A 22,123-nucleotide genomic window follows, 5' to 3' on the forward strand; every position below is an offset into this window, starting at 1 on the left:
AAAGTGTGTACATTTCTGACAGAAAGCTTCGGCAGATGAAAAGAAGCAGAATGGTTCCACTAGAAAAATGGTCTCTGAGCTCTTCATTGAACGTGCAATTTAGCATTAGTAGATGTTTGCGGGTTTTGGTACCCGTTACCAAAACCACAGTTTAGAATCCGTTATGATTGGATTCTGCACTTGTTGAGGCTACGCATGTGAATGAGTAGCGAAAAAAGGTGGTTACACGAGTTTATATCTCGTCCTTTTCAATCGATTGGCGATTGATTTGGGCGGGATTTTTTTGTTTAGAAGTACATATTATATAAAAATGAGGAGTGGTTTAATAATGACAAAAGGTTTATTAGTTTTTCAATCGGATTTCGGAAAAAGTGATGGTGCAGTTAGTGCAATGCATGGAGTAGCAAACTCAGTTCAACGTGGAATTCCGATTTTTGAGATTACACATCTAATTCCTCAATATAATATTTGGGAAGCGTCCTATCGTTTATTGCAATCGATTGGTTATTGGCCGAGCGAAACCGTATTCGTATCCATCGTAGATCCTGGTGTAGGTTCTGATCGGCGTGCTGTAGTTGCAAAAACAGCAAATGACCAATACATCATTACACCGGATAACGGAACATTAACGCACGTTTCGCAATTCATCAACATTACTGAAGTCCGGGTAATCGATGAAACAAAAAACCGGCTCCCTAACTCTGGCGAATCCCATACGTTCCATGGCCGTGATATTTTTGCTTACACGGGTGCCCGGCTTGCTGCTGGGGTAATCCAATTTGAAGATATTGGTCCTTCAGCTGATCCTTCAACGATTATTACACTACCTTTAAAAATGTCGACAATTACGAATGAAACAATTACAGGGATAGTCGATATTATCGATCGCCCATTCGGCAATCTGTGGACGAATATTAGCAGGTTACAATTCGGGGAAATTGTGGAGCAGTACGGTGATTCAATTGAAGTTTCTATAACAACAGATGGCCGAACCATATATAACAATATAATGACCTTCGGAAGGTCATTTGCAGATTTGCATATCGGTGAGCCCCTCGTCTATGTAAATTCACTCGACAATATCGGTATCGCCATCAATCAAGGTTCTTTTGCGGACGCATACCGTGTTGGCACAGGAACAAACTGGGAGGTTGTTATTCGTAAAACAACGCGAATTGGGTATGAATAACTTTTTATTATTCCAAGAAAACCATTATACCAATCAAAAAATGCTAACGCGGAATTCATTCCCACGTTAGCATTTTCCTTTACAAGAATCGATTGTCTATTTCTTCATCGTGTAATTTATCACCAAATAATTTTTCCAATCTCACTTTTGCTTTTAATTTCATATCAGCGTCAATATGAGAGATAACCTTATATACAGCAGTTGCAATGACACTCGCATCATCAACCAATCCGACTGCAGGTATAAAATCTGGAATGAGATCGATTGGGAATATCAAATAACTAAGCGCCCCTACAATTATCAATTTCGTTGATTTTGGTACCGCTGGACTTTTCGCCGCATAATAGAGGAGCAAACTGTAATAAACGGTTGTCTTCCCTGCTTGCTTCCCGTGCTTCTTCACTTTGTTCCAAAAGTTTTCATCAGAGTAATGGTTTTCTGCCACATGGTTAGATAGTTCCGGATTGAAATTCTTCATAGTATCTTCATAATCTTTTTGTTTTTTATGCATACCTAAACCTCCACCTTAAATGTCCGTTCCCTTAATTGTACACGGAACAGCGTGGAGTGTCATTCGACAGGATACGCGAGTTGCCTATAAAATACCATTTCATTACATAACCAATTGCTTATATGGTGATGAATGAAGTTTGATTAAGCCTTAATTTTACGTAAGAGGAAGTTTATGAATCACAATCCAACTTGAATAGTATTTAAAAACGCTTGCCAAAAGTTTCGGGAGATAGATTTTGATTTGAGTAATACGTTTGAAGTCCAAACAGCAGAAATTGAAGCTCAAGGTTAAAATCTGAAAACTGTAGAAGCAATGCGCGAGATTGGAATTGATATTAGCGAATAATCTTCTCAGCTAATTGATGAAAATGTTCTAGTTATGGCTTAGTTACGTCATCACACTATGTGTAAATCCTAACGACAACTGTCCGATAACTCCTCCTCACATCTCTCACTTGCACTGGGGTTTCAATGATCCTGCTCGTGCGACAGGATCTGAAGAAGAGAAATGGATGGTTTCTCCAAAAAGTACGGGATGAAATTAAAGACCGAATTCAGAAATTTGCTGTGTCCTACAAAAGAGTGTGTGTGTGAAATTCTAATAACATTAGGATTTCATTCTCTGTTTTTTGACTTTCCTAATCCATGCTTACATATGATGAACTACCTCATATAAAGGAAAGGATTGCTGCTATGGATTTACCTGTATCAATTGCAACAAAAAAATTGCCCCACGCTATACCAAACGTCAAAGTCTATTATCCAGTTGTTACCCAATTGCCCAACTCAAATGTTCAAAGCAAAATTAATCACGCTATTATATCTGCACTGAATAAAATACTAGTAGAGCAAAGTTTTTACGATAAAGACCTTGTGGAATTATTAGCCTATTACGAGTTAAAAAACAATCAGCGCGGCATACTCAGTTTGAATTTAATCGTTTATTCATTTACAGGCGGTGCGCATGGGATGACTATCATTAAGTCACTCACATTTGATACAAAAACAGGTAAAGCGTATTCGTTGAAAGAATTATTCAAAACGGACAGTGATTATGTGAAAAAATTGTCAGGTATTATTGAAGAAAGAATTAAAGATTGGGATATCGACCTTCTAGATCCTCCTTTCAAAGGTATTCGCGGCGACCAAGACTTTTATATTGCAGATACATCTCTTGTCATCTATTTTCAGCTTTATGAAATCACGCCATACTATTGGGGATTCCCTTACTTCCCGATTCCTATACTGGATCTCGCGGATATTATCCAACCAGATGGCCCACTTGACCGTATGATGGCGTTCACTTAATTTCACAGTAATAAATAGCCTAATTCTAAGAATCCTATACAGTATTAGGCTTTTCTCTTACTTTTTAAAGTAAATTTAAACATAATAGAATTACACCCAATCTCTTGCTCATAATAAATCTCCTATCGTGTCGATTTATTATTAGTTCGTTTGGCAAACGAGTAAGTTTCGCTTCTTCTGCTTGATTACGGAGTTAATTGAAGTCCGCTTCCATTAGTACTTCACCAATCAGTCGACCATTAATGACTAGATTTGCGTAATCATCAAATAACGTTGGTTCCATATTAACTATAACGAGCTTTGCCCCATTTTGTTTTGCTAGAAGCGGAAACTGATTTGCGGGTGTGACAGTCAGTGATGAGCCTAATACAATGAATAACTCGGCCCGTTCGCTTTCTTCCACTGCCTTCATGAAAGTATCTTCCGGTAGCCCTTCTCCGAATAGAACAACAGATGGTCGCAATTTTCCACCACATTTACAATAGAAACGTTCTTCTTCATACATCTCATTTCCGAATTCTTTCCCACAAGATTCACAATGGACTTGTTGCAGCGTGCCATGCAGTTCCATCACATTTTTCGAGCCAGCAACAGAATGAAACCCATCAACATTTTGGGTAATTACCCCTTGTATAAGCCCATCCTTTTCCCATTTAGCTAAGATACTATGGCCTTTATGCGGTCTACAATCTTTTACTCCAAGCACACGTTGACGGTAAAAGGAAAAAAACCGTTCTACATCAAGATTTAAAGCTTCTGTACTTGCAACTTGATCAGGACTTTCATTTTCCCATAGCCCGGTTTTTGCAGACCGAAAATCAGGTAAACCGCTTTCTGTGGACATACCAGCACCTGTATAGACAATAGTATAATTTGATTTCTCCATTAACTCCGCCAACATTCGAAGTCCTCCTTCTTAACAAACTTCAATAATTAGAGATTTTTCATTGTTTTTCGGCGAATTAACTGCAGAAGAAACAATGTATGCCTCCATTTGTTTTTCATCGAATGGCATCAATAGACTTTTTAATAACTCGATATCTTCAATTTTAGGATCAAGCCAAGCCGCCTCATTTTCACGTTTTAGTATGACAGGCATACGATTGTGAATAGGTTTTACTAACTCATTTGGCACTGTCGTAATGGCTGTACACGAATGAATGATACTTCCATCCGTTGAAACCCATGACTCCCATAGACCCGCAATAGCAAATACCTCATCAGATTTCAATTTGATGCGCATTGGTACTTTTCCATCCTCTACTTTCTGCCATTCATAAAAGGAGTCCGCTGGAATAAGGCATCGTTTCTTCTTAAATGAATTTCGAAAACTCGGTTTTTCTGAAACAGTCTCAGCTCTTGCGTTGATCATTTTATATCCAATTTTCTCATCCTTTGCCCAAGGAGGGATAAGCCCCCACCGCAAATGACCCAATCGATTTTTCCTCCCATCATTGATAATGGCAACAACTTGTTGGGAAGGCGCGATATTATAACTCGGAATATAATCATTTTCCTGAAATGCTACTTCAATGTCAAAGCGTTCGATCATTTCAAAATAAGGGGCAAACAATGTAAATCGACCACACATAGAAATCCTCCTTTGTAAATGGAATTTGTTTACCTAACTCTACCATTGTTGTATGTTTGAATCATGTGAAACGTCGTTAACTGATGAGTATGTAGTCTAATAAAAAAAAGTGCAAGCCCTAATCACCTAGAGGCTTGCATTTTTTGATTATAATTTACTTTTTCTGTTGGTTCCTTCTTTTAGATGAAGGTACTTGCGGTTTATCAGTTCCTGCCTTTTTCTTCGCTTCCTTTTCCACACGTTCAAAATTTCTAATATCTGAAGGTCTGACTGTAATAGGTTCCTTTTTCAACAATTTCCCCATTCCGAATACCAGTAGTAGAAGGAGTACCGTGAATGGCAAGGCAGCCACTAGAGAAGCGGATTGGAGCGCATCCAGACCTCCCGCGTACAATAACACCGCTGCGATTGCGGACATAAGTACTCCCCAGGTCATCTTGACAATTAGGGGCGGAAATAGACTCCCATTTGTTGTCATACTAGCAAGGATATATGTTGCAGAATCTGCGGAAGTGACAAGGAATGTGAATATTAATAGAATTGCCAAACCAGACATTAATCCTGTAAAAGGCATGTGTTCAAATGTCGCAAAAATTGCCGATGTAACATCCGCTTCTACAGCTTCTGCTATTTTTGTGCCGTTATTCAAGTCACTGTATAGCGCTGTCCCACCCAAAGTTGCAATCCACATACATGCGAAAACCGGTGGAAGAACCATCACTCCAACGATGAATTCTCGAATCGTTCTCCCTTTGGATACACGTGCAACAAAAGCGCCCACGAAAGGTGACCAAGCAATTGTCCATGCCCAATAGAATATTGTCCAGTCTTGTACCCAGCTTCCTCCTTGATAAGGTTGCAAACGTAAACTGTATTGAATGAAATTCGTTATGTAATCACCAAGTGCTAAAGTGAACGTTTCTAAAATAAATACTTTTGGACCTACAATAAAGAAGAATAATAGCATCGCAATTGCCAATACTAAGTTGAAATTCCCCAAATACCGAATACCTTTATTCAATCCTGAGGATGCGGAAATCATATAAGATATAAATACAATAAAAATGATGATTAACTGTATAGTGAACGTACTTTCAATCTTGAAAACTGACTCTAATCCCCCACTCATTTGTAAAATTCCGAGCCCAAGTGAGGTGGCAATACCCATGACAGTTGCTATGACAGAAAAGGAATCAATGCCAATCTTCACTTTTTTATTGTTTCCAATGAGTGGTTCTAATGCAGTTGAAATGAGTCCATCTTTTTTCTTTCGGAACTGCAGAAAACCGATTACTAATCCAACAATTCCAAAAATTGCCCATTGTGAAATGCCCCAGTGGAAGAATGAGTAACCCATCGCAACCCGCGCCGCCTGTTCTGAATGCGGCTCGACGCCCTCAATCGGTGAGGTGAAATAATGACTCATCGGTTCCGCTACACCCCAAAAAACAAGACCTACTCCAAATCCTGCCGAAAATAACATACCAATCCATGTGAAAAATGGATAATCAGGTCGCTCTTCATCTCCACCTATTCTAATTGCACCAAATTTACTGATTGCCAGACCAGCTAGAAATACGACTATAATAAATACAGTAAGCAGGTAAAACCAGCCAAAGTTCACCGTTGTAAAATCATACAATAAATTTGCTACATATCCGAATTGTATCGGTGAAACCGCTCCTAATAGCACTAGCACAAAAATAACTGATGCTGAAATTGAAAATACTGGATTCTTCCAAAACTTTTTGTCCAAAGAAAACCGACCCCTATTAATTTAGTTAATAACTATATACCCTAAAGCACTTCACTCTAAAGTGCAAATGTCTACCTAAATGAAATATATTTAAAATATCTCAGTTTTCTTCAAAAAAAAAAAAGATGAACCCATATATTCCAGGTTCAACTTTCACTTATCTATTTTGAGCGCTAATGCCTTCTTAGGGGGAGCCGAAGCCGTTAGACTAGCGGTTAAACCACTTGAGGCGGCCAAGAAAAAGAAATTGTTTAAAACATATTTTTATAGGGAATGAGACTATCTAGGCGGAGTGCATCCTATCAACTCGACTTTTCTATCAAATTATATTGTTTGTTCGTTTCTTTTTCTTCTTCGTATAATTAGTAAATAAAGGATAAATACAGCGAATACTAGAGCACTTGACATGACGTAAACTGATTGATAACCATAATGGAAAGCCACCAAACCTAAAACGTACGATCCAAGAGCAAGTCCCGTGTCAAAAAACGTGAAAAATGTAGCAGTCGCATACCCACTTCTCTCATGCTTTGTCGACTGTACAGCAAGTGTTTGAAAACTAGGTATGAGCGCTCCATAACCAAATCCAATAAACGCTCCTGCCACTAAAAAGGACACTGCCGAATCCATATTTGCTAATAGGAAAAGACCAAGTGCAAATGAAATAAAACCGGGAATGATTACATATTGTGAACCTTTTTCGTCAAATAGCATACCTGTAAATGGACGAGTCAGGAGCATCACAGTTGCAAACACTAGAAAAAAAGCGCTCGCGAGTGCTAGGAGACCTTTTTCCTGTGCGTAAATTGATAGATACGACAATACGCTTGCATATGACAAAGCGATTAAGCTACCAAGCATAGCAATCGGCAACGCTCCTTTTTCAAATAAGTCTCCTATTTTCAATTTAGTTTGTCCAATACTTTTTGCTGAAACATTTCCGGCCGGCGCCAATAAGGATGTAAGGACACCTATAACCATTAGAATACTTAGAACAATAAACAACACATCGAACGAGTAATTTTGAATTAGATATAACGCAATTAATGGGCCAAGAACAACAGCTAAATTGGTCGACATATTAAAATAACCAAGGCCCGCGCCTCTTCGTTTCATCGGTACTATGTCTGCAGCTATTGACAGCGCCGCCGTAGTGATAATGCTAAACCATATCCCCTGCACAAATCGCAATACTAGAAGTCCTGCAAATGGTTGGATAAAATAATAGAGGATTGTGCATATCAAATAGAGGACTAGGGCACTCCATAACATTTTCCGCTTCCCTACAATATCCAATATCTTGCCCGTAAAAGGTCTGACAACAATTGCAGATAGTAAGAATATCGTCATTAATAAACCCGCTTCTTCGTCTGTGCGCTTTAACACGCCAATCGCATATAGTGGCAATGTAGTGACGAGTCCGTAAAATACGATAAAAACTGAAATATTTGTGAAAAATAAACTTATAAAAGGTTTTGTCCAAATGGGTTCTTTTTTCACTAATTTACTCACTTCTTTCCTTATCAAGGCTTTTTAATAAACCCATTAATAACAGCTCATCTTCTTTTGACAGTTCTTTTAGAAACTCATTCTCAAATTCAATAATTGATGCCTCTATTAGCGGGAACTTTGTTATCGCTTCTTCAGAAAGACATACCACTTTTTCTCTTCGATCTATTCCTTCAAATGTCCTGACCCACCCGAGGTCTTCAAGGCGACTGACAGTCCTCGTAATTGTTGGGGCTTCCACATTTAAATACTTCCATATATCTGTTAATTTCATTTCCTCATGCTGCTTAACACAATATAACACCGTCCATTGCGCCGCAAATAAATCATACTTTTTCAGCGTTTTATTTAACTCTTTACTCAACATACGGGTCTTTTGAAATAGTTCATGAAATAGCGGATTCATCCATATTAACTCCTTTGTTTACCTAGCTAACTATTTAATCATACTTCGCCAACCTAAGCTTGTAAAGTAAACAGAAAAAAACAAGCAATCCCAATGTACGGGGATCACTTGTCATATTAATTCAATAAGTTTATAGGACCTTTCCACTTCATCTAGATGAATAGTGTAAGTAATGATACTGCCAACCTTAAAATATATGGAAATGAATTTTAACAATAGACAACTAATTTCTAAGTATCTATGCACATGTTTAGCTACGACTATTCAAATAGCTGTACGTCATGATCCAGCCCACAACAATGGACTAGCATTGAATGAAGTTGCCCCCGATGATGATAGACATGAGCCACTATTTCTAGCAACCATTCATATCTTGAATATGTAGTCCCCCAATAAGAAGTCATTTTCATATGCAATTCTTCAGCATTAAATGTGGCGAATTTTTCTTCTAAAAAAGTATAATTACTCAACAATGCATCTTTAATTTCTTCTAGAGAAGCCAATTTAATCGTTGAATAATACGCTGTCATTTCATCCCTGCTTGCACCTTCAGCGATTTGGTAATCTGCTACACAAATTGTTGCCAAATGCTCCAATAACTCTCCAATTGAATATTCATTAGGCGTAGGTCTAATTTGTAATGAATGGTCATCTAATTGATCTACTAACTCACTAATGGAGTTAATGGAAACCTTCAGCTGGTTTAGTGCATATCCACAATATTTATTCATCACGTTTCTCCTTACAAAGCAGTTTCAGCCGTCATTTTCCGATCACGTGGTAGCGCTAAACCGACAAGACCAATAATCGGCAAGAATGAAACGATAATCATTGTCGGGAAAATACCAAGCTGGTCCATCAACATTCCGATGACGACGGATCCAATCGCTCCCATACCAAATGCCAGACCCACTGTGAGCCCTGCCATCGTCCCAATTTTGCTCGGAACGAGTTCTTGAGCATAGACGACCGTAACTGAAAAGCTGAGCATAATGAAAAACCCAATGGTCATGAGTAATAGGGCAACAGCCCATAACGGGACGTATGGGAGCAGTAGACATAAGGGTATCGGCACAGCGAGCGAAAGAACTATGATATTCTTTCTACCAAATTTATCAGCCATTGGCCCGCCGAAAAACGTCCCCACCGCTCCGAGTGCAAGAAACAAGAATATGTATAATAGCCCTTCTTTATCAATAAGATTATACTTATCCATTAAATGAAAGATGAAAAAGCTAGTGATATTCGTAACGTAAAATGAACGGGCAAAAATGATGACAAGCAGTAATACAAGCGCTGTTCCCACTTGTTTTTTTGTTAGCTTTCCTATGGATGATAGCAACACTTTCTTGCGATTGTTCAACTTCTCCTGATCAAGCTGTTTTTTATACCATGCGGATATTTTTAGTAAGATGAAAATACCAAGTGCTGCGACAAGCATAAATAACGCCGCTCCTATTTGTCCAAGTGGCACTAGAATAAATGCACTGATCAATGGGGCTAGTGCCTGTCCAGAATTTCCACCTACTTGATAAATAGATTGAGAAAGTCCACGCTTCGATCCTGCCGCCATGAAAGATACTCTTGACCCTTCCGGATGAAAAATTGCGGAACCGAACCCGAGAAACATAACAGAGACAATAATCATCCAGTAGTCCGGGGAAAGGGCAATCCCTCCTATTCCTACAAATGAGAACATCATCCCTATCGGTAATGCATATGGTTTCGGTTTTCGGTCACTGAAATACCCGACAACCGGTTGTAAAACGGATGCAACCATATTCAAAGCGAAAAAAATGAACCCAAGTTGAGTGAAGGTAAGTCCCCTTTCCTTTTCAAGGACGGGAAACATTGCAGGAACCACTGCTTGCAGCGTATCGTTCAGCAAATGGACACCACCGATTGCAAACATGATTGGATATACGGGATTTCCCAGTGGACCTGCTTCTTTTATTTTTGTCATTTGGTTCTCACGTCCTTTCTTTGCTGATAAAAACTTCATAGAACAAGTATATATCAATTTCAGAGTATTTGGATGCTTTATAATTCGAAATAAATGATTATAGCTTCTTATGTCGATATACTTATGTAGTAATGATTGACCACCAATAGAAAGAGGCGACTCATCAAAACACGAAGAAGCATTCCACTAGTAACGGAACAGGCTGTACCAGTGGATCTTATTGAAAAGATTATTGAATCGGGTACTTATGCACCCAACCATCATAGGACGGAACCTTGGCGATTCTTCGTATTGCGAGGAAATGGCAGAACAAAGTTAGGTAAAGTCCTAGGAGAGATTACAAGTGCTGAACAGGAAGATCCGCTGTCCGAGAGTAGTCAATCGAAAATTGAACGAAGCAAAAGGAATCCCCTGCGCGCCCCCGTTATTATCGCGGTTGGTATGGAACCGGGAGAAAAAGAGAATATCATTGAAAAAGAAGAATATGCCGCTGTCAGTAGCAGTATCCAAAATATGCTGTTGACTGCTCACGCGTTAGGCCTAGGTGCAATCTGGCGAACAGGTGCAATTTGTTATCATCCGAATGTAAGAGACTTTTTTGGACTATCCGAAAAAGGTGAAGTTCTTGCATTTATCTACCTCGGTTATCCCGAAATGGAACCGAAGTCTTTTAAAAAGACCAATTTTAGTGAATTCACAACTTGGATTGATTAAAAAAATTTGAAGTAGTCATAATATAGAAATGAGGAATCGAAATGGAAACGAAAAACAACATGATGTGCGACTTAGAAACAGGCATATGTGGGCCTGGTGGTGATACCGTAATGGAATTCATCGACCTCTCTGCACCTACCAAAAAAGTCGATCTGTATTATGTAACGGATCCAATTTGTTCCCATTGCTGGGCATTGGAACCCGTACTCCGCAAATTTGAATCGCAATACGGTCAATACTTCAATATGCATACATTGATGGGTGGATTATTGGAAAACTGGGATGGCTTTTCGGATACTGCAAATGGCATCAATGGGCCTGTGGACGTTGCCGATCACTGGAGAGAGGTTGGTGAACATTCCCGCATGCCGATTGATGGAACTCTCTGGCATGATAATCCAATCAAATCTTCCTTCATTCCTTCCCGCGTTTTTAAAGTGATAGATCAGCAAAGCCCGGATCTTGCAAACGCATTTTTACGACGTGCACGGGAGGCTCTTTTCGCTTTCAATAGAAACATTGCAGAAGACGACATGTTAATAGAGCTTGTCGATAGTGTCGGACTTAACGGGGAAGAAATCATTAGACAATCGAAACTGCCAGAAGCGGAAACTTCTTTGCATGAAGATTTTCAGCTTGTGCGGCAACTAGGCGTTCGTGGCTTCCCTACAATCGTTATATTGAATGAAGAGAAAAAAGGTGTCAAAATTGTAGGAGCACGTGCGCTTGAACAGTACATTGCAGCACTACAACAAATCCTCCCGGGGGATACTATACAACCGAAACAACTATCCAACTTATTGACCTTAATCCAAAAAGAGAAACTGTTATTCTCACGTGAAATCGAAGAGTTTTTTGCAATTGAGGAAAAAGATTTTGAAGCTTTCGTAAGTGAACAATTGGTCAATACCGATTTTGAAACAAAGGAAGTACTTGGCGAAAAGTATATTACAATCATCGGATAGCACTACTCGATGATCAATGCAGCGAGACATCGATAGTATTTGAAATCATGAATAATGACAAAAACAAGACCTAGTGGATCGACACTCGGTCTTGTTTTTGTATCCCCTCTTTCACTATCCAACTCCAAATTCCGGTTAAGTTATTCATTCATATCAATCATTCCTAGTTTGTCTCAAAAAACATATCCGCGAGCTTATTTTTCATCATTAATTTGGCAATACTTTAGGATAATCATACAACGGCGGAAGGGAATGCTTTCATGTTTGCTTTGAATGGGGATACTATGCTTTATTACTTTCCTTTCTTATTAATATTAATTACGTTTGAATTGTCTTTGTCTGTTTATAAATCCACTGGTTTAGAATGGACAACTAGAATTGCAGGCGGAAATTTTATTGTCAATGTACTTTGGACTGCGCTACTTTTGTCCATTATATTAAATCCGAACTTGTTCAATCCTGAATTTGTACCGTATATGGTAGAACTCTACGACAGCACTACAGAGAAAATCACTTTCATAATCGACATAAGTAAGACTTCCATCTTATTAGCGATCATCGTGACAAATTCAATTGATATTTACAACGGATTCAATAATGTCGGAGTTAAAGAAGAAACATAAAAGATTTAATTTCATTCAACATATTTGTTCAATTCAGCTCCATATTTGCACCTCTTACTTTCCCAGTTTTAGCTACAATCAGACTCATTGTTAGACCGGCAAAGAACACTGTCGCAATTGACAATACTATGTGAATTGAAGGTATCAGCAGACTTCCTATTGTAACAATCAGTATATCAACGCTAAATATCATAATGCCTGGATTAATCATCAATTTTCTTGCGAACATTTGGGCCAGTAAATCAGTTCCTCCAATACTAATGTCGAGACGGAGCATCATGCCTATTCCCGTACCGATAATGATTCCGCCACAAATCGCGCTTACTAGTGGAACAGTTACCAATTCCCTTCCAATCATATGTAATGGATACAATAGATCTATAAGTAGGGATGAAAGTAACATGCCATGGATTCCGTGGTAGAAAAACGAACGATAGTACTTCCAAGCCAACATGAAGATTGGAATGCTTACGATAAGAAACGTAAGACCCACCTTAACATCCATCGCATAATGAAAAATCAAACTAATCCCAAGTGCACCGCCATCCAACAACTCAAACGGAACAAGAAACATATTCACACCAACTGCGACTAACAAACTGCCTAGAAATATAGTTAACGCTTTTTCGAACATGTACACAGGATCCCACCTATTTTATTTACTTTATAGATGTATATGATTGACTTGGACATTTCTTAACCCAATAACGACAATTCATTATAATTAAAGAAGGAACTGGAATTAATCCCTTTAAAATAGTGCAAAGAATGAATGAAATACCTTATTAAGGTAAATCAGCGGTTGAGTTGCATCGCCTACGTTTCGTCACATCAAAGAGGAGGCTATCATTTGTCTGAAAATCCATCTAATAACAAATCATCTGAAGAACATGAAGACACATTGACGAATAGACAGGGGCACCCTGTTACAAAAAACCAGAATATAAGGACTGTCGGCAATCGAGGTCCTGCCGTTTTGGAAAACTACGATTTTCTGGAGAAGATTAGTCACTTCGACAGAGAACGAATTCCTGAACGCGTCGTTCACGCTCGTGGAGCGGGCGCACACGGCTATTTTGAAGCATATGGAACAGCTGGCAAGGTACCGGTCTCCAAGTATACACGCGCGAAACTTTTTCAAGAAAAAGGGAAACAAACACCTGTATTTGTTCGCTTTTCTTCCGTAATACATGGTGGGCACTCGCCTGAGACACTTCGTGACCCACGTGGTTTCGCCGTAAAGTTTTATACAGAAGACGGTAACTGGGATCTTGTCGGGAACAATTTAAAAATTTTCTTTATCCGAGATGCGATTAAGTTTCCCGATATGATTCATGCTTTTAAACCCGATCCAATTACGAATATTCAAGACAGTGAACGATTTTTCGACTTTTGTGCGAGCTCACCTGAATCGTTCCATATGGTAACATTCGTTTATTCACCTTGGGGCATTCCTGCCAACTACCGCATGATGCAAGGCTCCGGTGTCAATACGTATAAATGGGTGAATAAGGACGGGGTCGCTGTACTTATTAAGTATCATTGGGAACCGAAACAAGGTATTAAAAACTTGACACAAAAAGAAGCAAGTGAAATCCAAGGAACTAATTTCAATCACGCGACACAGGATTTATATGACGCTATCAAAAACGGCGAATATCCCGAATGGGAGCTGCTAGTCCAAGTTATGAGCGACGATGAACATCCTGAACTTGATTTCGATCCGCTTGACGATACAAAGTTATGGCCTGAGGATCAGTTTCCTTGGCTACCTGTCGGCAAAATGGTCCTAAACAAAAATCCTGAAGATTACTTCACGGAAGTGGAACAAGTTGCATTCGGTACAGGTGTCCTTGTAGATGGCCTCGATTTCTCTGATGATAAAATGCTCCAAGGGCGTACATTCTCCTACTCTGATACGCAGCGACACCGCGTCGGTGCAAACTATTTGCAACTTCCGATCAACGCACCAAAAAAACGGGTTGCGACGAATCAGAGCGGTGGGCAGATGCAGCTTAAAGTTGACCGAGCCCCTGGTCAGAACCCGCATATTAACTATGAGCCTTCAATTTTAGGCGGATTGAAAGAAGCTACACAGGATGGAACAGAACACTCACCTTACATTCAAGGTAATCTCGTTAGGGAGTCGATTGATCGACAAAGCAATACAAAACAAGCAGGGGATACGTATCGCATGTTTGAAGACTGGGAACGAGATGATTTAATATCAAACCTGGTGTCAGACCTTTCCAATTGCGACCAGCGCATCCAAGAAAAAATGATTGCTCTTGCAGAAGAAGCTGACGAAGAATACGGGCGTCGTTTACGTGACGGATTGGCCCACTCGACAAAAGAAGGTTCGAGTCAAAAACCTCTCGGTAATAGAGACGGTGATAAGGCACCTGATGAAGCGGTGCGAAAGGGTCATAAAGCCGATCCTTATTAAAAAACAGCTCACTCGAATGGGTAATTCCATTTGAGTGAGCTGTTCTATTTCAGGTGCTTTTGCATGAAAGAAAGAGTTCCATTACTATGACTTCTTTTTTGAAATTCTCTACCAATGTACATTGAGGGTTATTCTTTCCACTCTTTATTTCACACCAAAAATTATTTTTGGTACACTGAGTTTATAGATTTTTTATCGGAGGTGTTTTAGGTTAAGAAGTTCAGCGAAACTGTTAAATCTATCCTAACTAATCCTTATATAATCATTTTGACATTCCTATTCATCAAAATAATCGGCTTCCGATTGGTCGTTTTTCATAATAAATCCATCTTACATATTGCACTCATTGAATTCCCTCTATGGGCATTCTTCCTGTCTCTAGTTATTTTCTTAGCAAGAAAACGAGTATGGACGGGAATCCTTCTATTTAACATTACATTATCCGTCTTATTCATAGCGATTATCTACTACACACGTTACTTTTCAACGATTCCTTCCTATTATGACTTACGTCAGATTTACCAGTCAAATTCTGTGGGAGGAACTATCGGACTTCTTAGCAAGCCATATGATTTTCTATTTTTCCTAGATATGGTGCTGATACTTCCCATCGCTTATTACTTTACTAACAAAAATATTAAACCCTCATTCAAAGTCGGCAGGCGTTTAACCATACTATTCGGCGGCATCAGTCTCATTACAACGTTATTGGCATTCCGGCAACCACTCATCGATGTTTCATATTTTGCAAAAGAGAATGGCTATTTGCAATCACAAGCCGTCCAAGTTTTCACACGTGGCTTCGGAATTGCACTTGCCTCTGATGTTAATTTATCTGAAATTGACATTGAAAAGCTAAAAGGAAATGATTATGTCCCAGCGGATAAGCATGCCTCGTATGGAATTTCAAAAAATCGACATGTTTTCGTCATACAAGTTGAATCGCTGCAAGGCTTTGTAATCGGTGAGAAAGTGAACGGGCAAGAAATTACACCGAATCTAAATGCCTTATTGAAGGATAGTGTCTATTTTGATAATGTCTATCAGCAAATCGGTGCTGGCAACACATCCGACACTGAATGGCTTATGCATACGTCCATCTATCCCGAAGGCATGGACCCGACCGTCAATGTCTTAACTGGTGATCCCGTTCCCTCCCTCCTACACACTTTAGGGGAAAAGGGTTATGGAACGGCCACGTATCATGCAGATAGCATCACCTATTGGAGTCGTGATAAACTATACCCTGCACTCGGTTTTGATTATATCTATACAGATGAAGAAATTCCGGAAAAACTAGAAATAGGCTTCGGACCGGCAGATGAAGTGCTGTTTGATTTCGTTTTAAAACAACTGCCTCCGCAATTAATAAAGAACAAAAAAATGTATTCTAACATCATAACGATGACGAGCCACACTCCATTTGAAATGCCTGAAACTCTTCAGTATCTCACACTGCCAGGCAGTTATGACGACACGTATGTTGGCAATTATTTTCAATCCATCCGATATACAGATGAACAAATCGGGAATTTTGTTGATACACTGAAAGAGGATGGTCTGTATGATGAGTCGCTGATACTTATTTACGGGGATCATTCAGGAATTCACGGGGCTCCTGTCACAGATAAAGACGAGTCAATACTTTTGGATTTGCTCGGTCATCCCTATAACTTGTCTGACCGTTTTGTCATCCCGGTCATTTTTACTGGAGGTGGACTTTTCAGCGGTGAAACGATTAACCACTTGGGCGGGCAAGTTGACTTGATGCCGACCTTATTGAATTTGCTCGGAATCCAACATCATGAGCAGATGATGGGTCACAATTTGTTTCACTACGAAAATAATTTACTTGGTATGCGTTATTACTTGCCTGGCAGTTCTTTCATAAACAATGACTCACTATACGTTGCACCAAGTGCTAGATTACCCGCAACCCTCTATAACTTGGAAACAATGATAGAGAAACCACGTAACAATAAAACTCAGCAATCTATCGATAACACGCTACAAATCATGCAACAATCAGATCAAATCTTAAACTCCTATACTACTCGAAATAAAAAAGCCAATCACAATAAGTCTGGTAGTAAGTGATTTAATCCAAGCGATAAGCTGAAAAACTTAACAATGATTAAAAGACACGTTCCAATATATGGAGCGTGTCTTTCGTTTTCACTATTAAATCCATCTACCAACAATCGGATAATCGTACGATTCCCCATTTAGTGCCTTAATAATTCCAATGATTGGAACGATAAGCCACATTAAAAGAAACCCAAGAATTAATGGAATACCAATAATTACGACTATCAGTAGTGCAGATACGAAAATCAATGCTCCCATCACTAATTGAAAAAGGATTGCTTGTATTGCCACTCTTTTAACTTCTAAATCATCAATAATAAGATAAATAACGAATGGAACCAAAAATGGAGCGAAAAAAGCACTCGCATGAACCAATACTTTTAAACCTGTCTTTTCCAAATACAAAAACCTCCCCCATTTATTCCATTAGCTTATAATACGGTTGAAAGAAGGGGAAGTTTCATTTATCTCAAGATTCACTATCACTCTTTTGTTCATGCTGCAAATTTAACCAATGCGTTTTATAACCTTCATCTTTTACAATTCATTGAAAGTGCAGAAACGTATCATCAGCAAAATACTCTTGCGATAAAGGTTTTCCATGTCCCGCCAAATTATCCATTCGGCCACGTTTTGTATATTCCTTTAGAATATCACCTATTAACTCATTGTATGGAGGATTCAACTTATCTTCGCTCATACTCGTTAACGACTCTTTTTCTACTATTTTAAAACTTTCATTATTTCACTGCTCCCTGTTGTATAGTCCAGTTTCATCCGTTCCAATTCTATCTTCATCTTTTCTGTTTCCATGATATAGTTTTGCTGTTTCAGTTTTTCCAACTCAATTTCATCGCGCATAAACTCCCCTTTTATTTTCACAATACGACGCTGGTGATCAGTAACAATAGCAATAATCGGTACACACATGACAAGCCCAACAATTATGACTCCTTCTAGCATATAAATCCCCCTTTACCATATTGTTAGTTCCATTGTACATTATCGGAATTATCAGTCACAGGAAAGTTAATTATTTTATTCAACTTAAATAAGGGTACGATAAAAATTTCGGGGCATACTTTTATAATACATTGCAAGAAAGGCGGGCAAAATGTTGAAATATACACTTGAAGAAGCAGTGATAAAATATGCAATTCCAATGGATTCTGATGCGGAATTTGCCGCACTAATCGATGCAATTGGAGATGCTTCGATTGTACTATTGGGTGAATCGAGTCACGGTACTTCTGAATTCTATAAAATACGTGCTGAAATTTCTAAGAAGTTGATTGAGCAAAAAGGATTTACGGCCATTGCTGTGGAAGGTGATTGGCCTTCTGCACAAATAGTCAACCAATATATAAAGGGTTACAGCGAAAGTGATGCAAGTGCACAAGAAATAGTCAAAGCATTTAAAAGATGGCCAACTTGGATGTGGGCTAATGAAGATATAGCTGATTTTGTTGAATGGTTAAAAACGCATAATAACAATAAAAACCCGGATAGAAAAGTGGGTTTTTACGGCATTGATATATATAGTCTATGGGAATCGATGGAAGAAATTATTAGTTATCTAACAGAGACTAATCCTGAAGGTGCGGACCTTAAGCTTGCGAAGAAAGCTTTTTCCTGTTTTGAGCCTTTTAACGGTATGCCGGATCATTATGCAATTTCCACAGCACATTTTTCACAAGTCTGTACTAATGAAGTTAGCGAATTACTATCGTCAATTCATTCGAATATAAAAAACTACGATGAAACCAATGAAGCCGATTTGAATTTAAAAGTGAACGCAATTATAGTTGATAAAGCTGAGGAATATTACCGCACCATGATTAAAGACAATACACGATCCTGGAATATCCGCGACGAACATATGGTGAATGTAATTAATGAAGTGAAAAATTATTACGGAACAAATTCCAAAATAATCGTTTGGGAGCATAATACACATATCGGAGACGCACGTGCCACAACAATGCAAGACGATGGAATGCTAAATGTCGGTCAATTGCTCCGCGAACAGTATAAAGATGACGAAGTCTACGCGGTGGGGTTCGGTACACACCAGGGCACTGTCATTGCAGCCGAGGAGTGGGGTGTCCCATATAGAATCATAAATGTACCTCCTGCACGAAAACATTCTTGGGAAGCTTTGCTACATCAAACAGGAGCATTCGATAAGTTATTTATCTTTGACGAAGAAAACAAGGAACACTTCATCAGCTGGATTGGTCATCGAGCAATTGGAGTCGTTTACAACCCTGAGAATGAGGCATACGGAAATTATGTTCCTTCCCAAATGGGAAATCGATATGATGCATTTATATTTATAGATCAAACCAAGGCACTCACCCCGATAGTTGAAGCATAGAAAAAGAACAAGCCAGTTTGAATACTCAATTTGGCTTGTTCTTTTGGCTTCTTACTTTAGATATGCAAAGCGTCAATTACAACGGCATTTCTATCAACGTTTCATGGTGATTAAGTCGCTCTCGCGTTTTCCTCCAATAACAACGAGTAAGATGGTTGCGAGGATTTCGACTATTGTCTTCATTTTCATTTCCCTCCTTGCCCCCTATCTTGTTCTATATAATTATAAGGAGCTGAAATCAGTCTACCCAACTGTTTCATTTGGCATTCATTTTCAATACTCTTTAATTATTTATATACTAATACGAAAAAAAAGCCGACTGCCTAATGGCAATCAGCATGTACTATTATTGTTTTAATGATTATTGTGCAAAGGTGGCTGGCATGACAACTGCAACGACTTCTCCTGTTGCAACAAGTGACTCGTCCGCTAAAACCTCAACTGATACCTTAAATTTCTTTGGATGGATTTCTTCTACTTTACCTACCGCTTTTAATAATGTTCCTTGTTTAGTAGGTTTTAAGTAATTCACGTTCAATGATGCAGTGACGAAACGTGGTGGTTCTACTTCGCTCTCCGGTTCATTACCGTTTTTCCGGTGCAAGGCAAGCGCAGCCGAGCCCGTCCCATGGCAGTCAATAAGCGAAGCAATAAGTCCCCCATAGACAAACCCTGGAATTGCAATATGTTTTGGTGACGGTTCGTAAAAAGTTACCGTCTCCTCCCCCAGCCAACCTGTACGGAAGTGGTAACCGTCTTCATTTAATCTACCGCAACCAAAACACCAAGAAAAATCATCAGGATAGTTATCTTGTATTGCATTTACTACTTCTCTTTTCGTCTCCATTATTCCAACCTCCCCCATTCCATATTAATTATAACATTCTGATAAGTAATTAATCATACAAAATATCTTTTAAAAACTTTTCTCTATGATCAAGGAAGTATTTTGTAATCTGATAGTGCTCTGTCATTTCATATTCCGTTTCTTTTATCACTCCATCATCAAAACTCAAAATGGTTGCATCAGGATAGCCTAAAATGATTGGTGAGTGAGTGGCGATGATAAACTGACATTCCTCTTCTTGGACAAGATCATGCATGATACGCAGAAATGCCAACTGCCTTTGCGGTGATAATGCGGCTTCGGGCTCATCCAACAGATAAACGGCTTTTCCATTGAAACGATTTAAAAATAATGACAGGAAGGATTCCCCATGTGACTGTTCATGTAGAGACTTACCGCCATAGCTCTCAAGCGCGGCTGCTCCTAAACTGTCAATATGTGAAGCAAAATGATAAAAAGATTCGGCCCGTAAAAAGAACCCTTTTGTCACTTTAGGCATCCACGACAAGCGTAGATACTCACTAATCGCACTTTCAGATGCGTCTACATCGTAACTATTATTTCTTCCGCCACCCGCTGAATTAAATCCGCATAAATCTGCAATCCCTTCAAGTAACGTTGATTTACCCGACCCATTTTCTCCTACAAAAAACGTAACGCTTTTCTTTAAATCCAGTTTTGACATTGATTGAATAGATGGAATTGAAAAAGGATACTCATCTAGTGAACTTCCTTCATCATGCATTAGCGTAATTCTTTTCAAAAACAATTGCTCACACTCCCTTCTATTAACCTTTTTGTATGAATAAGCATAATAGTATTGGTCACAGTACTATTCAAAACACAATCGTCTGCGTATACTACATAAACGAGTTACAGGAGGAATTGAAGATGATAATTAGAGGACTTATACTGCTTGCCATAATGATGGGTGGAACTTACGCAATGGTCCAGTCCCTCCACGATTACGATGACAAGGAGTTTATAGTACTTCTCGACGCTATTCAAAACCCTTTCACTTCACTTATACTAACAAAAGCTTCCCCCCTCGGCTACAATATCGAATATACCAAGGATGAAGATAAAATTGAAAGTTTGCTTAATTTTCTCCAAGACTATAAAATCCGGAAATTGAAGCCGGAAGATATTAGACTTGAGGACAATATCGAAGAGTACAGCATTATGTTACAAGATGAAGACGGTAACGAAATTACGATTATCCTAAATGAGAATTTAATCATCCAAAACTCATTACTCTATTACGAAGTCGTTGACGGACCACTAGATGTTGACTGGTTAGTTCAGTTATTTATAAAATAGGTAATTTGCAAGGACAAGAAACCTGAAACTTTCTTGTCCTTTTTTTGTTGACTTGCTTATCGTTTTTAATACAATTGTATATTACTCGTTGAATGTTTCAGCTATCGTATATACTTGTTAATAGGCATTAAAAAAGGAGTGCATTTCCGTGATGGAATTTAAAAGTATCGATGATCAAGTCATTCAGAAATATCAGCAGGATGAACAGCTGATGATCAGGTTATTTGTGCAATGGTGTTCAAATAACGACTTAAATCCACATGTACTGTATGGCAAAGCTTATCCAGAGCAACAAGAAAACGAAACGATGAAAAAAATAATAGAAGAAGCAAAATTTGAAGAAGAAATAGACATTGACAATGAAACAATGCTCGATGTATTGCAGCTTTTCGGCAATGATGAACTTGCTTTTGTCGTAACCGATGAAATTCAAAGGCTTTCAAAGTAACGCTTTTATCTTTCTGAAGGTTAAGAAAAGATAGACTCAATCTTTTATTATTATCAATTC

Annotated in this window: 25 protein-coding genes; 10 read left to right on the top strand and 15 right to left on the bottom strand. The window is 38.7% G+C overall.

What is annotated here, in order from left to right; genetic code table 11:
* Window positions 1-328 precede the first annotated feature (328 nt).
* Entirely contained in the window at window positions 329-1,189 is an 861-nt protein-coding gene (locus AC25Y6_RS04995) for an SAM hydrolase/SAM-dependent halogenase family protein (protein WP_482099870.1), read from the top strand.
* Between the two features lie 79 nt (window positions 1,190-1,268).
* Here AC25Y6_RS04995 and AC25Y6_RS05000 read toward each other — a convergent pair whose 3' ends face one another.
* The gene (locus AC25Y6_RS05000) at window positions 1,269-1,700 is read right to left on the bottom strand and encodes a YkvA family protein (protein ID WP_482099871.1); all 432 of its coding nucleotides are present in this window, start codon (window positions 1,698-1,700) and stop codon (window positions 1,269-1,271) included.
* A gap of 647 nt (window positions 1,701-2,347) precedes the next feature.
* Between AC25Y6_RS05000 and AC25Y6_RS05005 the strand changes: the two genes are divergently transcribed.
* Entirely contained in the window at window positions 2,348-3,010 is a 663-nt protein-coding gene (locus AC25Y6_RS05005; protein WP_488142227.1) for a DUF3298 and DUF4163 domain-containing protein, read from the top strand.
* A gap of 193 nt (window positions 3,011-3,203) precedes the next feature.
* On the opposite strand, the gene AC25Y6_RS05010 is transcribed toward AC25Y6_RS05005, so the two are convergent.
* The 7 genes from AC25Y6_RS05010 to AC25Y6_RS05040 form a co-directional block, all read right to left on the bottom strand.
* Window positions 3,204-3,911 carry an NAD-dependent deacylase gene (locus tag AC25Y6_RS05010; RefSeq protein WP_488142228.1) on the bottom strand — a complete coding sequence of 236 codons (708 nt, stop codon included), beginning with the start codon at window positions 3,909-3,911 and terminating at the stop codon, window positions 3,204-3,206.
* 15 nt (window positions 3,912-3,926) lie between these two features.
* The gene (locus AC25Y6_RS05015) at window positions 3,927-4,601 is read right to left on the bottom strand and encodes an SOS response-associated peptidase (RefSeq protein WP_488142229.1); all 675 of its coding nucleotides are present in this window, start codon (window positions 4,599-4,601) and stop codon (window positions 3,927-3,929) included.
* A 154-nt stretch (window positions 4,602-4,755) separates the two neighbouring features.
* Window positions 4,756-6,357 (bottom strand): BCCT family transporter, encoded by a 1,602-nt coding sequence (locus AC25Y6_RS05020; RefSeq protein WP_482099875.1) that lies wholly within the window; start codon window positions 6,355-6,357, stop codon window positions 4,756-4,758.
* Window positions 6,358-6,681: 324 nt separating this feature from the next.
* Entirely contained in the window at window positions 6,682-7,869 is a 1,188-nt protein-coding gene (locus tag AC25Y6_RS05025; RefSeq protein ID WP_488142230.1) for an MFS transporter, read from the bottom strand.
* Window positions 7,862-8,272 carry a MarR family winged helix-turn-helix transcriptional regulator gene (locus AC25Y6_RS05030; RefSeq protein WP_482099877.1) on the bottom strand — a complete coding sequence of 137 codons (411 nt, stop codon included), beginning with the start codon at window positions 8,270-8,272 and terminating at the stop codon, window positions 7,862-7,864. The genes AC25Y6_RS05025 and AC25Y6_RS05030 overlap by 8 nt, the downstream gene beginning before the upstream one ends.
* Window positions 8,273-8,532: 260 nt before the next feature.
* Window positions 8,533-9,003 (bottom strand): DinB family protein, encoded by a 471-nt coding sequence (locus tag AC25Y6_RS05035; RefSeq protein WP_482099878.1) that lies wholly within the window; start codon window positions 9,001-9,003, stop codon window positions 8,533-8,535.
* A gap of 11 nt (window positions 9,004-9,014) precedes the next feature.
* On the bottom strand, window positions 9,015-10,235 hold the full coding sequence (locus tag AC25Y6_RS05040; protein WP_488142231.1) for an MFS transporter: 1,221 nt from the start codon (window positions 10,233-10,235) through the stop codon (window positions 9,015-9,017).
* Window positions 10,236-10,370: 135 nt separating this feature from the next.
* On the opposite strand from AC25Y6_RS05040, the gene AC25Y6_RS05045 reads away from it, so the two are divergent.
* Window positions 10,371-10,949, top strand: a complete 579-nt coding sequence (locus AC25Y6_RS05045; protein WP_488142232.1) for a nitroreductase family protein — start codon at window positions 10,371-10,373, stop codon at window positions 10,947-10,949.
* A 41-nt stretch (window positions 10,950-10,990) separates the two neighbouring features.
* On the top strand, window positions 10,991-11,914 hold the full coding sequence (locus AC25Y6_RS05050; RefSeq protein ID WP_488142233.1) for a DsbA family protein: 924 nt from the start codon (window positions 10,991-10,993) through the stop codon (window positions 11,912-11,914).
* A gap of 2 nt (window positions 11,915-11,916) precedes the next feature.
* Here the strand turns inward: AC25Y6_RS05050 and AC25Y6_RS05055 are convergent, their stop codons facing one another.
* The gene (locus AC25Y6_RS05055) at window positions 11,917-12,042 is read right to left on the bottom strand and encodes a hypothetical protein (protein WP_488142234.1); all 126 of its coding nucleotides are present in this window, start codon (window positions 12,040-12,042) and stop codon (window positions 11,917-11,919) included.
* 132 nt (window positions 12,043-12,174) lie between these two features.
* Between AC25Y6_RS05055 and AC25Y6_RS05060 the strand changes: the two genes are divergently transcribed.
* Window positions 12,175-12,537 (top strand): hypothetical protein, encoded by a 363-nt coding sequence (locus AC25Y6_RS05060; protein ID WP_482099882.1) that lies wholly within the window; start codon window positions 12,175-12,177, stop codon window positions 12,535-12,537.
* A gap of 28 nt (window positions 12,538-12,565) precedes the next feature.
* On the opposite strand, the gene AC25Y6_RS05065 is transcribed toward AC25Y6_RS05060, so the two are convergent.
* Window positions 12,566-13,171, bottom strand: a complete 606-nt coding sequence (locus tag AC25Y6_RS05065) for a YitT family protein (protein ID WP_488142324.1) — start codon at window positions 13,169-13,171, stop codon at window positions 12,566-12,568.
* Window positions 13,172-13,387: 216 nt separating this feature from the next.
* Here AC25Y6_RS05065 and AC25Y6_RS05070 point away from each other — a divergent pair, with 216 nt between their 5' ends.
* Together AC25Y6_RS05070 and AC25Y6_RS05075 are read left to right on the top strand one after the other, a co-directional pair.
* Entirely contained in the window at window positions 13,388-14,983 is a 1,596-nt protein-coding gene (locus AC25Y6_RS05070) for a catalase (protein WP_488142235.1), read from the top strand.
* A gap of 240 nt (window positions 14,984-15,223) precedes the next feature.
* Window positions 15,224-17,080: an LTA synthase family protein gene (locus AC25Y6_RS05075; protein WP_488142325.1), complete on the top strand. Its 1,857-nt coding sequence runs from the start codon at window positions 15,224-15,226 to the stop codon at window positions 17,078-17,080.
* An 84-nt stretch (window positions 17,081-17,164) separates the two neighbouring features.
* On the opposite strand, the gene AC25Y6_RS05080 is transcribed toward AC25Y6_RS05075, so the two are convergent.
* The 3 genes from AC25Y6_RS05080 to AC25Y6_RS05090 form a co-directional block, all read right to left on the bottom strand.
* The gene (locus AC25Y6_RS05080; RefSeq protein ID WP_482099886.1) at window positions 17,165-17,470 is read right to left on the bottom strand and encodes a magnetosome magnetite crystal formation protein family; all 306 of its coding nucleotides are present in this window, start codon (window positions 17,468-17,470) and stop codon (window positions 17,165-17,167) included.
* A 145-nt stretch (window positions 17,471-17,615) separates the two neighbouring features.
* Window positions 17,616-17,771 carry a DnaJ family domain-containing protein gene (locus AC25Y6_RS05085; protein WP_488142236.1) on the bottom strand — a complete coding sequence of 52 codons (156 nt, stop codon included), beginning with the start codon at window positions 17,769-17,771 and terminating at the stop codon, window positions 17,616-17,618.
* 23 nt (window positions 17,772-17,794) lie between these two features.
* Entirely contained in the window at window positions 17,795-18,034 is a 240-nt protein-coding gene (locus AC25Y6_RS05090; RefSeq protein ID WP_482105107.1) for a hypothetical protein, read from the bottom strand.
* A 151-nt stretch (window positions 18,035-18,185) separates the two neighbouring features.
* Here AC25Y6_RS05090 and AC25Y6_RS05095 point away from each other — a divergent pair, with 151 nt between their 5' ends.
* On the top strand, window positions 18,186-19,448 hold the full coding sequence (locus AC25Y6_RS05095) for an erythromycin esterase family protein (protein ID WP_488142237.1): 1,263 nt from the start codon (window positions 18,186-18,188) through the stop codon (window positions 19,446-19,448).
* 361 nt (window positions 19,449-19,809) lie between these two features.
* Here the strand turns inward: AC25Y6_RS05095 and AC25Y6_RS05100 are convergent, their stop codons facing one another.
* Together AC25Y6_RS05100 and AC25Y6_RS05105 are read right to left on the bottom strand one after the other, a co-directional pair.
* The gene (locus AC25Y6_RS05100; protein WP_488142238.1) at window positions 19,810-20,295 is read right to left on the bottom strand and encodes a PaaI family thioesterase; all 486 of its coding nucleotides are present in this window, start codon (window positions 20,293-20,295) and stop codon (window positions 19,810-19,812) included.
* A 49-nt stretch (window positions 20,296-20,344) separates the two neighbouring features.
* Window positions 20,345-21,064, bottom strand: a complete 720-nt coding sequence (locus AC25Y6_RS05105; protein WP_488142239.1) for an AAA family ATPase — start codon at window positions 21,062-21,064, stop codon at window positions 20,345-20,347.
* Between the two features lie 122 nt (window positions 21,065-21,186).
* On the opposite strand from AC25Y6_RS05105, the gene AC25Y6_RS05110 reads away from it, so the two are divergent.
* Window positions 21,187-21,615 (top strand): hypothetical protein, encoded by a 429-nt coding sequence (locus tag AC25Y6_RS05110; RefSeq protein ID WP_482105109.1) that lies wholly within the window; start codon window positions 21,187-21,189, stop codon window positions 21,613-21,615.
* A 151-nt stretch (window positions 21,616-21,766) separates the two neighbouring features.
* Window positions 21,767-22,063, top strand: coding sequence for a hypothetical protein (locus AC25Y6_RS05115; RefSeq protein ID WP_482105170.1), 297 nt, complete (start codon window positions 21,767-21,769; stop codon window positions 22,061-22,063).
* The last annotated feature ends 60 nt before the right edge of the window (window positions 22,064-22,123 follow it).

The sequence above is a fragment of the Sporosarcina sp. Y1004 genome (genome assembly GCF_057669665.1).